This window comes from Streptomyces sp. NPDC050418 (assembly GCF_044458745.1).
Taxonomy (GTDB): Bacteria; Actinomycetota; Actinomycetes; order Streptomycetales; family Streptomycetaceae; genus Streptomyces.
Window position 1 is genome coordinate 186,671 of sequence record NZ_JBITIG010000002.1, and the last position, 15,653, is coordinate 202,323.

General features: G+C 69.8%; 16 protein-coding genes. 10 read left to right on the plus strand and 6 right to left on the minus strand.

The features are described 5' to 3' along the window. Nucleotides 1–16 precede the first annotated feature (16 nt). Nucleotides 17–682: a nitroreductase gene (locus ACIBI4_RS05070; protein ID WP_399202206.1), complete on the minus strand. Its 666-nt coding sequence runs from the start codon at nucleotides 680–682 to the stop codon at nucleotides 17–19. Between the two features lie 51 nt (nucleotides 683–733). Here ACIBI4_RS05070 and ACIBI4_RS05075 point away from each other — a divergent pair, with 51 nt between their 5' ends. The 7 genes from ACIBI4_RS05075 to ACIBI4_RS05105 all read left to right on the plus strand — a co-directional run bounded on the left by ACIBI4_RS05075 (nucleotide 734) and on the right by ACIBI4_RS05105 (nucleotide 8,606). Continuing rightward, entirely contained in the window at nucleotides 734–1,201 is a 468-nt protein-coding gene (locus ACIBI4_RS05075; RefSeq protein WP_399202207.1) for a GNAT family N-acetyltransferase, read from the plus strand. Nucleotides 1,202–1,295: 94 nt separating this feature from the next. Beyond that, nucleotides 1,296–2,318 carry a LacI family DNA-binding transcriptional regulator gene (locus ACIBI4_RS05080; protein WP_399202208.1) on the plus strand — a complete coding sequence of 341 codons (1,023 nt, stop codon included), beginning with the start codon at nucleotides 1,296–1,298 and terminating at the stop codon, nucleotides 2,316–2,318. Between the two features lie 265 nt (nucleotides 2,319–2,583). Then, nucleotides 2,584–3,921 (plus strand): extracellular solute-binding protein, encoded by a 1,338-nt coding sequence (locus ACIBI4_RS05085; protein WP_399202209.1) that lies wholly within the window; start codon nucleotides 2,584–2,586, stop codon nucleotides 3,919–3,921. A gap of 85 nt (nucleotides 3,922–4,006) precedes the next feature. Further along, nucleotides 4,007–4,930 carry a carbohydrate ABC transporter permease gene (locus tag ACIBI4_RS05090; protein WP_399202210.1) on the plus strand — a complete coding sequence of 308 codons (924 nt, stop codon included), beginning with the start codon at nucleotides 4,007–4,009 and terminating at the stop codon, nucleotides 4,928–4,930. Nucleotide 4,931: 1 nt separating this feature from the next. Then, on the plus strand, nucleotides 4,932–5,825 hold the full coding sequence (locus tag ACIBI4_RS05095; RefSeq protein WP_399202211.1) for a carbohydrate ABC transporter permease: 894 nt from the start codon (nucleotides 4,932–4,934) through the stop codon (nucleotides 5,823–5,825). Nucleotides 5,826–5,880: 55 nt separating this feature from the next. Beyond that, the gene (locus ACIBI4_RS05100) at nucleotides 5,881–7,398 is read left to right on the plus strand and encodes an alpha-N-arabinofuranosidase (protein ID WP_399202212.1); all 1,518 of its coding nucleotides are present in this window, start codon (nucleotides 5,881–5,883) and stop codon (nucleotides 7,396–7,398) included. A 26-nt stretch (nucleotides 7,399–7,424) separates the two neighbouring features. After that, the gene (locus ACIBI4_RS05105) at nucleotides 7,425–8,606 is read left to right on the plus strand and encodes a sialidase family protein (protein ID WP_399202213.1); all 1,182 of its coding nucleotides are present in this window, start codon (nucleotides 7,425–7,427) and stop codon (nucleotides 8,604–8,606) included. A 39-nt stretch (nucleotides 8,607–8,645) separates the two neighbouring features. Here ACIBI4_RS05105 and ACIBI4_RS05110 read toward each other — a convergent pair whose 3' ends face one another. Continuing rightward, nucleotides 8,646–9,224 carry an ArsR/SmtB family transcription factor gene (locus ACIBI4_RS05110; RefSeq protein WP_399202214.1) on the minus strand — a complete coding sequence of 193 codons (579 nt, stop codon included), beginning with the start codon at nucleotides 9,222–9,224 and terminating at the stop codon, nucleotides 8,646–8,648. A gap of 169 nt (nucleotides 9,225–9,393) precedes the next feature. On the opposite strand from ACIBI4_RS05110, the gene ACIBI4_RS05115 reads away from it, so the two are divergent. Further along, nucleotides 9,394–10,053 (plus strand): hypothetical protein, encoded by a 660-nt coding sequence (locus tag ACIBI4_RS05115; RefSeq protein WP_399202215.1) that lies wholly within the window; start codon nucleotides 9,394–9,396, stop codon nucleotides 10,051–10,053. A gap of 40 nt (nucleotides 10,054–10,093) precedes the next feature. On the opposite strand, the gene ACIBI4_RS05120 is transcribed toward ACIBI4_RS05115, so the two are convergent. Together ACIBI4_RS05120 and ACIBI4_RS05125 are read right to left on the minus strand one after the other, a co-directional pair. Beyond that, nucleotides 10,094–10,744: a dihydrofolate reductase family protein gene (locus tag ACIBI4_RS05120; protein ID WP_399202216.1), complete on the minus strand. Its 651-nt coding sequence runs from the start codon at nucleotides 10,742–10,744 to the stop codon at nucleotides 10,094–10,096. A gap of 36 nt (nucleotides 10,745–10,780) precedes the next feature. Beyond that, complete coding sequence (locus ACIBI4_RS05125) at nucleotides 10,781–11,785, minus strand: L-threonylcarbamoyladenylate synthase (protein WP_399202217.1); 1,005 nt, start codon at nucleotides 11,783–11,785, stop codon at nucleotides 10,781–10,783. A 173-nt stretch (nucleotides 11,786–11,958) separates the two neighbouring features. Between ACIBI4_RS05125 and ACIBI4_RS05130 the strand changes: the two genes are divergently transcribed. Beyond that, nucleotides 11,959–12,561 carry an ArsR/SmtB family transcription factor gene (locus ACIBI4_RS05130; RefSeq protein ID WP_399202218.1) on the plus strand — a complete coding sequence of 201 codons (603 nt, stop codon included), beginning with the start codon at nucleotides 11,959–11,961 and terminating at the stop codon, nucleotides 12,559–12,561. An 11-nt stretch (nucleotides 12,562–12,572) separates the two neighbouring features. Continuing rightward, complete coding sequence (locus ACIBI4_RS05135; RefSeq protein WP_399202219.1) at nucleotides 12,573–13,814, plus strand: MFS transporter; 1,242 nt, start codon at nucleotides 12,573–12,575, stop codon at nucleotides 13,812–13,814. Nucleotides 13,815–13,824: 10 nt separating this feature from the next. Here ACIBI4_RS05135 and ACIBI4_RS05140 read toward each other — a convergent pair whose 3' ends face one another. Beyond that, nucleotides 13,825–14,478, minus strand: a complete 654-nt coding sequence (locus ACIBI4_RS05140) for a DUF6629 family protein (protein ID WP_399202220.1) — start codon at nucleotides 14,476–14,478, stop codon at nucleotides 13,825–13,827. Between the two features lie 76 nt (nucleotides 14,479–14,554). Further along, nucleotides 14,555–15,523 (minus strand): DUF3500 domain-containing protein, encoded by a 969-nt coding sequence (locus ACIBI4_RS05145; RefSeq protein ID WP_399202221.1) that lies wholly within the window; start codon nucleotides 15,521–15,523, stop codon nucleotides 14,555–14,557. Nucleotides 15,524–15,653: the final 130 nt, after the last annotated feature.

Below are 15,653 nucleotides of genomic sequence, written 5' to 3' on the forward strand. Positions count from 1 at the left end.
CCGGAACCTCGCCCCGTCACCCCCCGATGAAGCTGACCGTCTCCGCCAAGTCCGCCCTGTCCGTACGCAGCCTCGGCACGCCCTCCTTCTCGTACCCCACCGAGATGCCGCACAGCAGTACGTGCTCGTCGTCGGCGCCGACCGTGCGGCTGACGGTCTTGCGGAACATGGTCCACATCACCTGGGGGCAGCTGTGCAGCCCTTCCGCCCTCAGCAGCAGCATGACCGTCTGCAGGTACATCCCGGCGTCGGCCCACTGACCGGGCCCCATGGCCCGGTCCAGATAGCAGAACAGAACGACCGGTGCCCCGAACGCCTCCGAGTTCAGCGCGGCGATCTTCTTGGGCCGCTCGGGGTCGTCGCGTTCGATCCCCAGTGCTTCGTAGCGTTGGGTGGCCGCGGCGAAGAAGCGGTCCCTGTACGGCGAGGCCAGGTCCTGCGGGTACATCGGATACTCCCGCTCGTCACCCGCGTCACCGGCCAAGGCCCTGGCAGTCGTACGTCTCTTCAGCTCTTCCAAGGGTTCACCGGTCACGACATAGACATGCCACGGCTGAAGATTCCCACTGGACGGAGCCCGCGCCGCCGCGGCCAGCACACGTCCGAGGACCTCCGTGCCCACCGGCTCACCACTGAACGCCCGCACGGCCCGACGACTGTCCACGGCCTCATACACGTCCACGTCACGTCGCCCTCTCGTCCGAACCCCGGGTCCACCTGCCACACTGCCCAAGTGATCATCAGGCTCGCAGAAGAAGACGACTTCCCGGGATTCCTCGCCTTGGCCGCCCAAGTCGAGCACTGGTTCGGCCCGATGGTCGAGGAGCCTGGATTTCATGATGCCGTGAAGGTGCACATACGGCGGTCGACGGCGCTCGTCGCCGCTTCCGATGGGGCGGGCGGCGTGCTCGGTGGGTTGCTGTTCGACGCCAAAGCGCCGGTTTTTCATGTGGATTGGCTGGTCGTCGCGGAGGCAGGGCGTGGCAGAGGTGTCGGGCGGGCGTTGATGGAGGAGGCGTCGCGCAGGTTTGTGCGGGGGCCGGGCTCCATCGAGGTGGTCACCTTCGGGGCGGACCATCCGGGCGCCGTCACCAGTGGCGCGCGCGTCTTCTACGAGTCGCTGGGCTTCACTCCGGCCGAGGCGACTGAGCCCGGGCCGGAAGGCGGGTCACGGCAGATCTATCGTCGGAGCGTCGTCTGACAAGGCGGCGGATCCCGCAACAACCCCAGACAGCTGCAACGTTGCAGAGGATAGGCTGGCCCTTCGAACTGCTGCCGCGCCGAAGGGTCGTTCCGTGCCCGCTCCCACACTCCGCGACGTCGCCCAGCACGCCGGCGTCTCCGTTCGGACGGTCTCGAACGTGGTCAACGGTTACGCGGCGGTGGCCGATGAGACACGGGCCCGGGTCCAGGTGTCCATCGACACCCTCGGGTACCGCCCCAACCTCCTGGCCCGGCACCTCAAGCAGGGCCGCTCCCGTGTCATCGGTCTAGTGGTGCCCGAGCTGGACGTCCCCTACTTCGCCGAACTGGTCCGGCTGGTCGTCGCCGAGGCACAGAGCGCCGGGTACACGGTGCTGATCGACCAGACCGACGGCGATGCCCGCCGCGAACGCGAGCTGATCTCGGCGCACGCGCACGCCTTGGCGTTCGACGGTGTGATCGTGTCCCCGCTCGCGCTGACCGCCGAGGACCTCCGCACCAGGGGCGGCGGACCGCCTCTGGTATTGCTGGGCGAGAAGCTCCTCGGGTCGGGGGCCGACCATGTGGCCATCGACAACGTCGCGGCGGCACGTGACGCCACCGCGCACCTCGCCGCGCTGGGGCGCCGCCGTATCGCGGCCATCGGCGTCCAGCCCGGCAGCCCCACGGGCACGGCCGAGCTGCGTGCACAGGGGTACCGGGCCGCACTGGAGCAGGAGGGCCTGACGGTCGACGAGACGCTGATGGTTCCTGCCGCGCGCTATCACCGCAGTGACGGGGCGGAAGCGATGCGGCGTCTGCTCTCCCGCACGGACCCGCCGGACGCCGTGTTCTGCTTCAACGACCTGCTGGCCCTCGGTGCGTTGCGTGTCGCCCTCTCGCGTGGGCTGCGCGTTCCCGAGGACCTGGCGATCGTCGGCTTCGACGACATCGAGGACGGCCGCTACAGCACCCCGACACTGACCACGATCGCCCCGGACAAGCCGCTCATCGCACGCCTGGCGGTGCAGCAACTGCTGCAGCGCATCGGCGAGGTGGACGTCCGGCGGGCGCCCGGGCCGCAGGAGCTGCACACCTCGTACCGGCTGAAGGTCCGGGAGAGCACGGGCGGTTGACGGACACCCCCGCCCTGCCTGCGGCTTCGGCAACACCACGCTGTGCACGACAGCTTGAGGACGCACCACCTCAACACCATTCCCTTCCCTACCTGTTGACGTCGGCGCCCAGCGCCGTTACAACGTTGCAAAACCCTGATGCGCGCTCCACTTGCCTCGGGAGTGCCCGGCGTTGCAACGTTGCAAGAAGGGACTCAGCCTTATGCGGGACCGCATACCGCTCACCGCTCAGCCCGCCGCCCCCGGTTCACCTCGGTCTCGGCCGGTGCTGTCCCGCCGCTCCCTGCTGCGGGGCGCCGCCGCGCTCGGTGTCGCGGGGGCCGCGTCCGCCGGCGTCGCGGGCTGCGGCAACACGCTGGCGCAGGGCTTCACGGGCGGCGCCCCCGCCGAACGGCAGTTGAACTTCTGGAATCCGTTCACCGGCGGCGACGGGGCGCGCATGGTGGCGATGCAGGACGCGTACGCGAAGGCGCATGCCGCGACCCGGCTGAAGGCGACCACGTTCGTCTGGGGCAACCCGTACTACACGAAGCTCACGCTCGCCACGCTGGGACGGCGTCCGCCGCAGGTCGCCGTGGCGCATCTGTCGAAGGTGCCCACCCTCGCCCAGGCCGGGCTGCTGAGCGCACTCGACCCCGCCGACCTGGCGAGAAACGGGATGCCCGAGGGGAACTTCGACCCCGCGGCATGGAAGAAGGCTCAGCTGGACGACGAGCTGTACGCCATCCCCCTCGACACCCACCCCTTCGTGCTCTACTTCCGCACGGACATCGCCAAGAAGGCCGGGCTCCTCGACGGCTCGGGCCGACTGGCCGACCTCGATGGCCCGGACAAGTTCGTCGACGCCCTGAAGGCGGCCAAGGAGGTCACCGGTGAGTGGGGCGGCGCGGTCGCCTCGATCAAGGACGCCTCCACGCAGTACCGGCTGTTCCTGTCGTTCTACAGCCAGCTCACCCGTACCCCGCTGGTCACCGACCAGGGCACCGAGGTCACGCTCGACCTGGACGCGGCGGAGGAGGCACTCGCGTACATCCGCAGGCTCACCATCGAGGAGAAGGTGCTGCCGGCCGGCGTCGACAGCACCGGCGCGATCACGATGCTGACCACCGGCAAGGCGGGCTTCCTGATGGACGGCGTCTGGCAGGTCATCGCCGTCCAGGACGCGAAGGTGACGTTCGACATGCGGCCGCTTCCGCGGATCTTCACCGACGCGCCGTACGCCTGCTTCGCCGACTCGCATGCCCTCGTGCTGCCCAAGGCCCCGACCGCCGAGGCCCAACGGCTCGACTTCTCGCTGGAGTTCGTGCACTCCATGCTCGGTTCGAGCCAGCTGTGGGCCGAGGGCGGGCACGTTCCCGCCTGGCAGCCGACCCTTGCGACCGACGCGTACAGGAAGCTCACGCCGCAGTCCCGCTACGCGGAGGCCGCGGCGGGCGCCGTCTATGACCCGGTCGCCTGGTACGGGGGCGCGGGCAGCACGCTGCAGATCCAGGTCGGGGATGCGGTGACCTCGGTGTTCACCGGCGCGCGGAGTCCCAAGGCCGGCGCGGCGAACATGCGGAGCCGGCTGCGCAAGCAGGCCGGCACACCGTCGCCGATCTGAGCGCTTCCGATCACGCCTCGCGTGCAGGACGCCGCGCCTTCCGCACTTTCCCACGGCTTGCCGAGACCGGACGAAAGGTCCTCCCGTGACACCCACCGCGCTCACCCCCGCGCCCGCACCACCGCCGCCCACGCGCCGCGACGGCAGCCGCGCGGGCCCCGCGATGATCGCCCCGTTCGCGCTGTTCTACGTCATCTTCCTGGCCGGACCCGTGATCTACATGCTCATCACCGGGTTCTTCAACGCGTCGCTCCTGACCGGCGGTCTGGGCGAGTGGGTGGGCCTCGCCAACTACAGCGACGCGCTCTCCGACCCGGAGTTCTGGCGCACCCTGCGCAACACCCTGTGGTTCACCGTCCTGACCACCGTGCCCCTCGTGCTGCTCGCACTGGCTCTGGCGGTGCTCGCCGACCGGTTCGTGCGCGGGCGCTGGTTCATCCGCTTCGCGTTCTTCGCGCCGTTCCTGATCCCGTCCGCGGTGGTGTCCCTGCTGTTCATGTACATCTACGCGGACCAGGTCGGACTGGCCCAGGACGTCGTCAAGTTCTTCGGCGTGGACACACCGCCCTCCTGGCTCGGCGACCCCGACTGGACGATGATCTCCATCGCCGCCGCGACCGTGTGGTGGACGATCGGCTTCAACTTCGTGCTCTATCTGGCCGCGTTGCAGGACATCCCGCGCGATGTGCACGAGGCCTCCGCGATCGACGGCGCGGGACCCTGGCAGCGGATCCGGCACATCGTGCTGCCGCTGCTCGGGCGGACCACGACGCTCGTCACGGTCCTCCAGGTGATCGCCTCACTGAAGGTCTTCGACCAGATCTACATGATGACCAACGGAGGTCCCGACGGCGCCACCCGCCCCACACTCCAGATGATCTACGACACCGGCTTCACCGAGGGCCGCGTGGGCTACGCCTCGACCGTGTCGCTGTTGCTGTTCGTCGTGATCCTGCTGGTCTCTCTCGTCTGGTTCCTCCTTGTCCGCCGCGCCGAGAAGGAGCGCTGAGATGACCGTCACCGACATACCCGGGGTGGCCTCCGCCGCGGTGCCCGCGCGCCAGGCCGTGAGCGGACGGACCCGTGACTCCGAGAAGCTCTTCCACCGCGTCACCTTCGCCGTGGTCCTCGCCCTGGCGCTGGTCTGGCTGGTGCCGCTGCTGTGGGCGCTGGCCACCTCGATCAGGCCGGTGCAGGAGGTCATCACCGACCCGACCTCGTGGTTCACGTCCAACCCGACCCTGGACGCGTATACGGATCTGTTCGCCAAGGGGAAACTGCCCTACTGGTACGCGAACAGCTTCATCACCGCGACTCTGACGACGGTCCTGACCGTGCTGGCCGGCTCGCTGGCCGCGTTCGCTCTGTCGCACACCCGCTTCCGCGCCCGCCGTGCGGTACTCGTCCTGCTCCTCGCCGGAATCATGATCCCCGGACAGGTGCTGATGATCCCGCAGTTCCTCACCCTGCAGGAGGCGGGACTGCTCAACACCTATTGGGGCGTGGTCCTGCCCCAGGTCCCCAACGTCGTCGCCGTCTTCGTCTTCAAGCAGTTCTTCGACGCACTCCCGCGGGAACTCCTCGACGCCGCGAAGGCCGACGGCGCCGGCTGGCTCCGTACGTACTGGCAGATCGTGATGCCGGTGTCCCGGCCCGTCATCTCCGCCGTCACGATCTTCGTCTTCGTCGGTGCGTGGAACAACTTCATGTGGCCACTGCTGGTGGTCACGGACCCGGAGATGATGCCGCTGCCCGTCGGACTCACCTCGGTCCAGGACGTGTTCGGCGTCCCCTACGCCCAGTTGATGGCCTCCTGCGTCCTGGGCGCGCTCCCGCTGATCCTTGTCTTCTCCGTCTTCCAGCGCCGCATCGTCGAAGGCATCGCCGGCTCCGGCCTCAAGTAGTCACCTCCTGCGCACACCGAGCCATCCCCTCTCGCACAACAGAAAGGCACGCACCATGCCGCACACCGCACGGTTCACCGTCGACCCGGACTTCCGTATCGGCGAAGTGGACCCGCGTCTGTACGGAACGTTCGTCGAGCACATGGGCCGCTGCGTCTACACCGGCATCCACGACCCGGACCACCCCACCGCCGACGCCGCGGGCTTCCGCGGTGACGTCGCCGAACTCGTCCGCGAGCTCGGCACTCCCCTGGTGCGCTACCCCGGCGGCAACTTCGTCTCCGGCTACCACTGGGAGGACGGGGTCGGCCCCGTCGCCGACCGGCCGCGCCGCCTCGACCTCGCCTGGCGGTCCATCGAGACCAACGAGGTCGGCACCAACGAATTCCTCACCTGGGCCCGCGGGTTGGGACTGGAGCCGATGATGGCGGTGAACCTGGGCACGCGCGGCATCGACGCCGCGCGTGCCCTGGTCGAATACTGCAACCACCCCGGCGGCACCGCCTGGTCCGATCTGCGGATCAAGCACGGGGTGAGCGAACCGCATGGCGTGAAGCTGTGGTGCCTGGGCAACGAGATGGACGGGCCCTGGCAGACCGGGCACAAGACAGCTGTCGAGTACGGGCGGCTCGCCGCCGAGGCGGGCAAGGCCATGCACCAGGTCGACCCGGGCATCGAGCTGGTGGCCTGCGGCAGCTCGAACTCCGGCATGCCCACGTTCGGCACCTGGGAACGCGAGGTCCTCGAGCAGGCCTATGACGAGGTGGACTACCTGTCGCTGCACGCCTACTACGAGGAGCTCGACGGCGACCGCGCAAGCTTCCTGGCGTCCGGTGCGCACATGGACGCCTACATCCGCGATGTCGTCGCCACCGCCGACCACGTACGGTCGGTCAAGCGCGCCAGGAAGAGGATCCGGCTCTCCTTCGACGAGTGGAACGTCTGGTACGCCCAGCGCTTCCCCGGCGAGCGGAACCTCAAGACCGCCCAGGCACCGCGCCTGATCGAGGACACGTACAGCGTCACCGACGCCGTGGTCGTCGGCTCCCTGCTGATCACACTGCTGCGCAACGCCGACCGGGTCGCCATCGCCTGCCTCGCCCAGCTCGTCAACGTGATCGCACCGATCCGCACCGAACCGGGCGGCGCCGGCTGGCGGCAGACCATCTTCCATCCGTTCGCCCTGACCGCCCGGCACGCACGCGGCCAGGTGCTGCGCACCCAGCCCGCAGGACCCCTTCTGGACACGCCGCGGCACGGCGAGGTGCCGGCCGTGGACCACGTGGTGACGCACGACGAGGAGACCGGCGCGCTGACGGTCCTCGCCGTCAACCGGGACCAGGAGCAGGCCCAGCTCCTGGAGGCCACGCTGCGCGGACTTCCGGGCGGCTACCGCGTGGCCGAGCATCTCGTCCTGGCCGACGACGACCAGGACGCCGTCAACACACAGGCGGAACCCGACCGGGTGCTGCCGCGTACGACCGATGCCTCGGCGGTCGCCGACAACGTCCTCACGGTCCGGCTTCCGCCGGTGTCGTGGAACCTCATCCGCTTGGTTCGGGCCTCCGCCTGAAACGCGGCCCCTTTTGGAGGAGCACTGTGCACCGCAGATACATCCTCACCGTAATAGCCGCCGTACTGGCCCTGGTGGCAACGCTGTTCGTGCTGCCGTCCGCAGCGCAGGCCGCGACGGGCCAGAAGCTGCGCGATGACGTCGGCCTGTACCCGCGGGCCCTGAGACTGGAGCACAACGGCGCCGCGAACGGACGCATCCTCGCCTCCGTCGTGAACTTCTCCGGGAACAACGGGCTGGGCGCGATCCACGAGAGCACCGACGAGGGAGAGTCCTTCCGCCAGATCGGCACTGTCACCGACCCCGAAGCGGCGGGCGGCCAGGGTCTGTGCTGCGCCTCCCTGTTCGAACTGCCCCGCCCGATCGGCGACTTGCCCACCGGCACCCTGCTGTGGGCGGCCTCGGTGGGCCAGGACGAGCCGGACCGGCGCATGGGTCTGCGCGTGTTCCGGAGCAATGACGTGGGGCGCAGCTGGTCCTATCTCTCCACCATCGCGACGTCACCCAATGACCGCGGGCTGTGGGAGCCGGAGTTCTCGATCGACGCCTCCGGTGCGCTCGTCGCGCACTACTCCGACGAGACCGACCCGGCGCACAGCCAGAAGCTGATGGCCGCCCGTACCGTGGACGGTCGCACATGGACCGGTCATCACGAGACGGTGGCAAGCGGTCTGTCCACGGACCGGCCGGGCATGGCGGTGATCCGTACGCTCCCGGACGGCACGTACTTCATGGCGTTCGAGATCTGCGCACCCAGCGGGCAGTACGCGTGCGTCGTGCACTTCCGCACCTCCGCGGACGGCTGGAACTGGGGCGATCCCGCTCACCTCGGCTTCCGCCCGGAGACCGCGGACGGCAAGTACTTCACCCACACCCCCAACCTCACCTGGGCACCAGAGCCCGGGACCGGCCGGGGACGGCTCCACCTCGTCGGCCAGGTCCTCCACCACGCGGACGGCACCCGTGACGCGGGCACCGGCCGCACGGTCTGGACGAACAGCGACGGCGGCAACGGGGCCTGGCGGGAGATCCCCGCTCCGGTCGCCGTCGCATCGCAGAAGGTCGACTTCTGCACGAACTACAGCTCCGCGCTGCTCCCCGTGTCCGGCGGCTCGCGGCTCCTGGAGATCGCCACCGACTGGGACGGCGACGTGTGCAAGCCGTACTTCGCCACGGCTCGTACCAAGCGCGGAGCGGGTCGCCACTGAGGAGTAAGTACGCACGATCGCCCAGGGGGTGACTCCGCGTCAGTCCGCGGGCAGGCCGAACCAGCGCAGGAGTACGGGTCGTGCGTCGTCCGGGGCGTCCTCGGGCCCTCGGGCGTAGCGCGCCAGCAGGGCGAGGTAGTCGTCGTGGAACGCGTCGAGCTCGTTCTTCGTGAGATGGACGAGACTGCGTGATCCTCGCATCCAGCCATCCGATTCGGCCTGTCCGGCGGTGAACTGCCGGGCGAGGTCGACGTCTTCCTCCAGCCTCATCCGGTCGAGCTCGGCGGCCATGGCCCGCTCGGCCTCGGTCAGTTCCCCCTGCGGAGGCCTGCGGATGTCGAGGCCGCGTACCCCGCGCCACCAGCGCTCACGCCCGGTGGAGCGCTCGGGGATGTCCTCGATGAGGCCGCTGCGCTCCAGCATGCGCAGGTGGTAGCTCAGAGTTCCGGTGTTCTCGCCGAGTGCCGCCGCGAGCGTGGTCGAGGTGGCGGGGCCCGCTGTGCCGAGATGACGCAGGATGCGCAGGCGCAAGGGGTGCGAGAGGGCCTTGAGCACCTCAGGGCTGTCGACCGTGCGCCGCACCGGGCCGTCGGCTTCGGCTCTCCGCTTGTCCGTCATGGCGGCAGTCTAGCCCGATGGCAGCATTTTCTCTGCAGACCTTTCTCTGCAGAGGAATCTCTGCAATGCTGGCTGCATGACGCCGAACCGAGTGAACCGAGTCAGCCGGGTGCCTTCACGTCGCGCTGCCCGCCGATGCGCAAGCGCCGGAGCAGGAGCCCTGCTTGCGGTGCTCCTTCTGGGCACCCCTCCCGCGCAAGCCACCCGACAAGCCACCGATCTCCCGGAATTCGACTTCTCCGCCTGTCCGACCGTCGACGAACTGCCGGCCGACGCCGATGCCGGGACCTGGCGCTGCGAGGTCATGCACGCCACGGGGCATCTGCGCATGGGTGCCATCGACACCCCGCTCGCCGAGCCCCTCACCATCACCTTCGCGGAAGGCCGGGTGGGCGGCGAATTCCGGCAGATCTTCAGCGAGATGACGGCAGCACCCATCCGGCTCGACAGGACTCCGCTGACCCTCACTCCGCAGTACGGCGGCTACTCGGACTTCCTGTCCGATGACACCCGGCGCGGCGAGTTCGACATCAAGTTCGCCATCGGCTCGGCGCACGGGCCGAAGAACCGCACCTGGCCGGGCTGCACGGTGGGCAACGACGAAGACCCGATCCACCTCGTGCTCAAGGACACCGAACCAACACGGGTGATATCCAAGGACCCGCTGATCGTCGGCTTCGGCACCCGCGCCTCGGAGTTCGCCGCCCCGCGCACCAGCGGCTGCCGCCCCCTTGACCACGCACTCGACCGCGTCCTCGGCCTGCCTTCACCCGCCGGCACGAACACCTTCGACATGGATGTCACCGTGGCCATCAAGCCCTACGCATGAGCCGTGCCTGGCGAGTGACGGAACCGCACCGCCGCCCGGCTCAGCCGCCTGCTTCCGCCGCCTCATACTCCGGACGGCCCGTGACGCGGTACGTCTGGATCGTCAGCCCCTTCGGCGTCACCTGGAAGTCCACCAACTCCAGTCCCATGTCGGGCCCGTCATCGGGGAAGAGCCGCGTGCCCTGGCCGACGACAACCGGGTAGGTGAGCAGCACAAGCTCATCGATCAGCCGATGCCGGAGCAGCAGGCGGATCAGAGTTCCACTGCCCCACACCTGCAGCTCACCACCCGGTGCGGCCCTGAGATCGGCGACGGCGCCCGCCACGTAATCCGACAGGACGGTCGTGCCCGCCCAACGCGGTTCGGTGAGCGTGGTCGAGGCCACGTACTTGTGGTGCGTGTTCAGTGCCTGTCCGACAGGGTTCCCCGGATCCATTCCTTGCCCCCAGGAGCCGGCGAAGATCTCGTACGTCCGCCTACCGAACAAGAACGCGTCAGCGCGCTGGAACGTACGGCTGATGAACGCCGAAGCCTCGCCATCGAGCAAGGGAGGTGCCCAACCGAAACGCTGGAACCCGCCGTTGCCGTCCTCGTCGGGTACGTCGGCCGCGCTCGGCGGGACCACATCGATCCGCCGATGCCCCTGAGTCACTCCGTCAAGCGACACGTTCGCAATGGTCTTCAGCTTCACGGTCAGGGCCCTTTCTTCGCTGGACGACGCCGTTCACTACGCCAGGACGTGTGTCGCGCCCCGATCAGACGCGGGGCGCGGACCGGCTGCACGGCGCAGGCGGTTGGCGATCGCGCCTCCCAGTCCCGACTCCGTCGGCAAGGTCGCGACAATGAGGTCGCAGCCCCGGCGGTCGAGGTCGCGGAGCATCCCGTACAGCCCTCGTGCGTAGTCCGCCGGATCGGCGGGCAGGGCCACCACGGTATGCGCCTTGATGTCGGCGTCGGCGAGAGCGGGAGGCAGCATGACTCCCACGCGGTGGCCGTCCTCCTGTGCCTGGCCGGACACCGCCGCGATGCTGTCGGATTCGACGAGCACCACCCGTGCGCGCGGGGCGTAGTGCGACGCGTGCTGCCCAGGCACCCTGACCGGGCTTGCCTCCGGGACCGCAAGTGAGTGTCCCAGGACCGCTTCAAGGGCCTCGCGCGTCACACCGCCGGGCCGCAGAATGCTCGGGACGTCGCCGGTGACGTCCACGATCGTCGACTCCACTCCGACCCGACAGGGCCCTCCGTCCAGGACGAAGTCGACCAACTGGCCGAGCTCGGCCCGCACATCATCGGCCGTCGTGGGGCTGACGGAACCGAAGACGTTCGCGGACGGTGCCGTCACACCGCCGCCGAATGCGGCCAGCAGGGCCAGCGCAACCGGGTGATCCGGTACTCGCACCGCCACCGTCTCCAGCCCGCCCGTCGCCTCGAGAGGCACGCGGTGTCCCCGTCGCAGCACCAGGGTCATCGGCCCGGGCCAGAAATGTGCGGCCAACAGCCCGGCCGCCGCGGGGACGTGATCGACCCAGGCGTCCAACTCCTGTGCGCCACCGATGTGGACGATGAGCGGATGGGACGGTGGACGTCCCTTGACCTGGAAGATCCGCGAGACGGCGGCGGGATCCTCCGCGTTGGCGGCCAGACCGTAGACCGTCTCGGTCGGCAGCCCCACCAGGCCGCCGGAACGCAGCACACCGACTGCCGCGTTGATGTCGTCGTTCCCTGGTGCCACCTGCGTCACTCTCTCCGCCGTAGTCTCCGGGGCCGGTTCGTCCGCGGCCGCCCTGCCTCACGTTACGTCCGTTCATCGTTGACAACCGCTCCCCCGTGTTCCAAGTAACCGGATCGTGGGACGGGTTCACAACAAGTCTTTTGAAACAAGTGTTGTAGGTCTACGCTCGGCGCATGGCCGCTTCCTCCGCCGTGCCGGGACGGGACATCGAGCTCGACACCGCCGCCTTGCGCGTACTCGCTCATCCGATGCGTCTGAACGTCCTCAATCTGCTGCGAGAACGTGGTCCATCCACTGCCAGCCGGATCGGCGATGAACTCGGCATCAACCCCGGTGCGGCGAGCTACCACCTGCGTCGCCTTGCCTCGGGTGGGCTCATCCTGGAGGAGCCGGACCGCGGCACCGGGCGCGAGCGGTGGTGGAAGTCCGCTCATCGTCAGTCGATCCACGACCCTGCGACCGTGCCTGCTGAGGAGCACGAGGCGGGGCTCGCGTACACGCACACGGTCGCTCTTGCCGCTGCGGACCGTCTGAGGAGGGCTGCGCAGGAGGTGCCGCTGCTCCCTCAGGAGTGGCTCGACGTCGCCACCTTCAGCGACTTCCTCCTCCACTTGGCTCCGGGCGACGTGGACCGGTTGCGGGCCGAGATCTTCGAGGTGATCTCGCGGTACCGGCATGAGGAGAGCGAGGCACCCGAAGGTGCCTCTCCGGTGACGCTCCAAGTGCAGGCCTTTCCCCTGCCCGGCACGGCGCTGCCCGTGGCCGGTGAGGAGTGAGCGCGCCCGGCATGGCTCCGCCCGCCGAGCGACCTGCCTACCGGGACGTCAACGTCCTGCGCTGGCTCACCGCGTACACGGCCTCGGTCACGGGCGACGTGGTGTACTTCCTCGCCCTGTCCTGGGCCGCCACACGCGCCGGGGGGCCGTCTCAGGTGGGCCTGGTGGTCGCTGCCGGTGCTCTTCCCCGGGCGGTGCTCATGCTCGGCGGGGGCGTGGTGGCCGACCGGTTCGGGCCGCGCCGGGTCGCTGTCGTCAGCGACGCGGTGCGCTGCGTGGTGATCCTCGCCACAGCGGCGGGCGTCCTTCTGTCGTCCCCGAGCATGTGGCTGCTGGTCGCGGTCGCGCTGGTCTTCGGCGTGGTGGACGCGGTGTTCATGCCGGCCGTGGGCGCGCTCCCGCCGCGTATCACCGCACCGTCGCAGCTCGCCCGGGTCCAGGGGATGCGCGGGTTGTCCATCCGGTTGAGCAATGCCGTCGGTCCCCTCCTGGCGGGCGCTGTCCTGGTGGTCGGCGGTGAGGCCGGTGGGTTCACCGCCGCGGGCGCTCTCTTCGCGCTCTCGCTCGTCACGCTCCTCACCGTGCGGACGTCGTCCGCGGAGGCGACCCGGCGTGGCTCCGCCTGGCGTGAACTGGGTGACGGACTGCGCTATATCCGCCGCCACCGGATGCTCGCCCCGCTGGTCACGGTCATCGGGCTGAGCGAGATGTGCTTCAGCGGTCCGGTGGCCACCGGCCTGGTGCTGCTCGCCGATGAACGCGGCTGGGGTGCCTCGGGCATGGGATGGATCGCGAGCGCGTTCAGCGTCGGTGCCGCAGCCTCGGCGTTGCTGCTCACCGTCTCGACCCGGATTCCACGTCCCGGGTTGACGCTGTGCGGCGCGCTGCTCCTCACCGCTGCGGGAGCAGTCTCCCTGGGACACGCGACCTCGCTGACCACCGCCGTCCTCCACGGTTCCCTGATCGGACTGACCAGCGGCTTCACGACCACCGTGACCAGCGCTCTGGTCCAGACGGAGACAGACCCCCGCTACCTCGGACGGGTCACCTCGGTCACGACCCTGTGCACGCTGGGCCTCGCACCCGTGCTCTTCCCGGCCGTCGGCATCACGGCGGACCTGTGGGGAGCGGGCACGTTCTTCGTCGGATGCGGTGCGATCTGCCTGCTCGCTGCGGCACTCGCCCTCTCTGTCCCCGTGATACGGCGCGCCGAGCTCCACCCGCCCAGGGTCGCGTCGCCGGCCGGTCGGTGACGGGCCCGCGCTACCTCACCCGGGCCCGCCCCGCCTCCCGCCGCGCAGCCGACCCCTCCGTACCGGACCACCGACAGACCACGACGGAGCAGACCGCGGCCCATGCGCACCACGTGGAGATGAACTCCGTACGCCACACCACAGCGCACACCGCCGCGCCGATCCCGGCGAGCAGACCGAGCTGGACGAGCCCCCTGTCCCCCGACCACAACAACGCCCCGACCGTCGCCACGAGATAGCCGGCCAGCAGTACCGGAGCGTGCGGAAGGCCGATGGCGTACCCCATGGTGTGCCCGCGGATCTCGGCTGTGACCGTTGTCGTGGCGAGCGTGTGAGCGAGGGCGGTGGATGTCAGTACGGCGGCTGTCGCCGGGAGCAGAAGGCGTCGGTGTGCCCTGGGCGGTGCGGCGTACAGGACTCCGAACGAGACCCAGAGCGGAAGCAGCGGCAGGGCGATCACGGCCCAGGCGACGGTGGCCGGGCCGCTGCCGCCGCCGGCGTTCCAGATGTACGCCTCGATCAGCTGGTGGGCCCCGAGGAGCAGCGGGAGCGCGGCCAGGGGCAGCGCGCGAGGGCGGTTGCGGGCCGCGCGGGTCACGCACGCCACCCCGATCGCCGCGATGGCCCCGCCCGCCACGAGGTTGGCCGACGCGCTCCAGCACATACGGATCACGCTACGTCGGCCCGGCGGTGCCCGCGCAGGGAGACCTGTGGGCCCGGCGGTCCGCCCGTCCTGGACGTCAGACGTGCTGATCCGTGTAGTGCGCCTTGAGGAGATCGATACCCCAGTCGTGGCGCACGTGCCGCCACACCGAGTGCGCGTGGTTGCCGTCGTCCTGGGTGTTGTCGTACTCGACGAGGAAGTCGGGCGCACGGACGCAGTAGTAGTGCCGGTCGCCGAGCGCCGTCCCGCCGGCCCAGGCGAAGGAGAGCGTGTCCAGGCCGCGCTCCTGGAGATCCGTCCAGCAGGCGTGGGCGTACGCGTCCGGAGCACGGTCGAGGTAGCGGCGCACCAGGCGTTCGAGGAGCTGCTGCTGAGGGGCTGTCATGGCTGCGTACGACAGGCCGGCCGGCAGTACGGCGGGGTCGGCGAACGGGTCGGCGCGAGTGAGGACGTCGTCCGGTGGCTCCGCCGAGAAGACCGTCGCTGAGCGGCGGGAACGGTCCATGTCGGTGATGAGGTCCCGGGCCAGGTCCTCCTCCAGAGCGAGAAGTCGGCGGCCTGCCTGCGGGCCGGTGGTGATCCGAGCGGGCTCGGCGCCGATGAAGTGGGGCGTCACCCGTACCTCGTCCGATGCGATCAGTACGTGCACCGCGAGGTGGTGGCCGTTCATGCGCCAGCCCCACGGGCCGTCGCCGTCCGGATCGCCGAGCAGGCGCAGCCAGTACCGGTCCGCGCCCGGTGCCCCGACCAGCTCGCGCCGGTGGCGCTCCACCTCGATCGCGCCGAGCGCCAGATCCGCGCCGACCGCGCCGTGCGCGGCGGCGAGCACACCGTCGACCGCGGCGCGCTGCTCCTGGTCGAGCCCCTCGGTACTCAACCCCGGCCGCGCGCCCGGCAGGTAGGTCCACTCCCTCAGCTCGGCGGCGTCGAGACGGCTCGGCGCGGAACGCAACTCGCGCGCCTGCTCCGGCTCCAGCACCTTCAGCAATCCACGCACGCCGGCGCGCAGTTCGGCCGCCGTCGCCCCCGCCCTGGTCCCACCCATCGTTCCTCCTGGCCGCCGCGCATACCCGAGGTGCCCCTCTTGGACGCCTCACCCGCCCCGCCTTCGCAGGCTACTTCGCCACCCCGCCTCACGCTGCGAATGCGCAGGACGCGGCGATCGACTCGGCGCC

What these genes read in the sequence shown, in the direction of transcription:
- ACIBI4_RS05095 (WP_399202211.1), top strand. Translation starts at nt 4,932, where the DNA reads ATGACCGTCACCGACATACCCGGGGTGGCCTCCGCCGCGGTGCCCGCG.
- ACIBI4_RS05100 (WP_399202212.1), top strand. Translation starts at nt 5,881, where the DNA reads ATGCCGCACACCGCACGGTTCACCGTCGACCCGGACTTCCGTATCGGC.
- ACIBI4_RS05110 (WP_399202214.1), bottom strand. Translation starts at nt 9,224, where the DNA reads ATGACGGACAAGCGGAGAGCCGAAGCCGACGGCCCGGTGCGGCGCACG.
- ACIBI4_RS05130 (WP_399202218.1), top strand. Translation starts at nt 11,959, where the DNA reads ATGGCCGCTTCCTCCGCCGTGCCGGGACGGGACATCGAGCTCGACACC.
- ACIBI4_RS05135 (WP_399202219.1), top strand. Translation starts at nt 12,573, where the DNA reads ATGGCTCCGCCCGCCGAGCGACCTGCCTACCGGGACGTCAACGTCCTG.
- ACIBI4_RS05140 (WP_399202220.1), bottom strand. Translation starts at nt 14,478, where the DNA reads ATGTGCTGGAGCGCGTCGGCCAACCTCGTGGCGGGCGGGGCCATCGCG.
- ACIBI4_RS05145 (WP_399202221.1), bottom strand. Translation starts at nt 15,523, where the DNA reads ATGGGTGGGACCAGGGCGGGGGCGACGGCGGCCGAACTGCGCGCCGGC.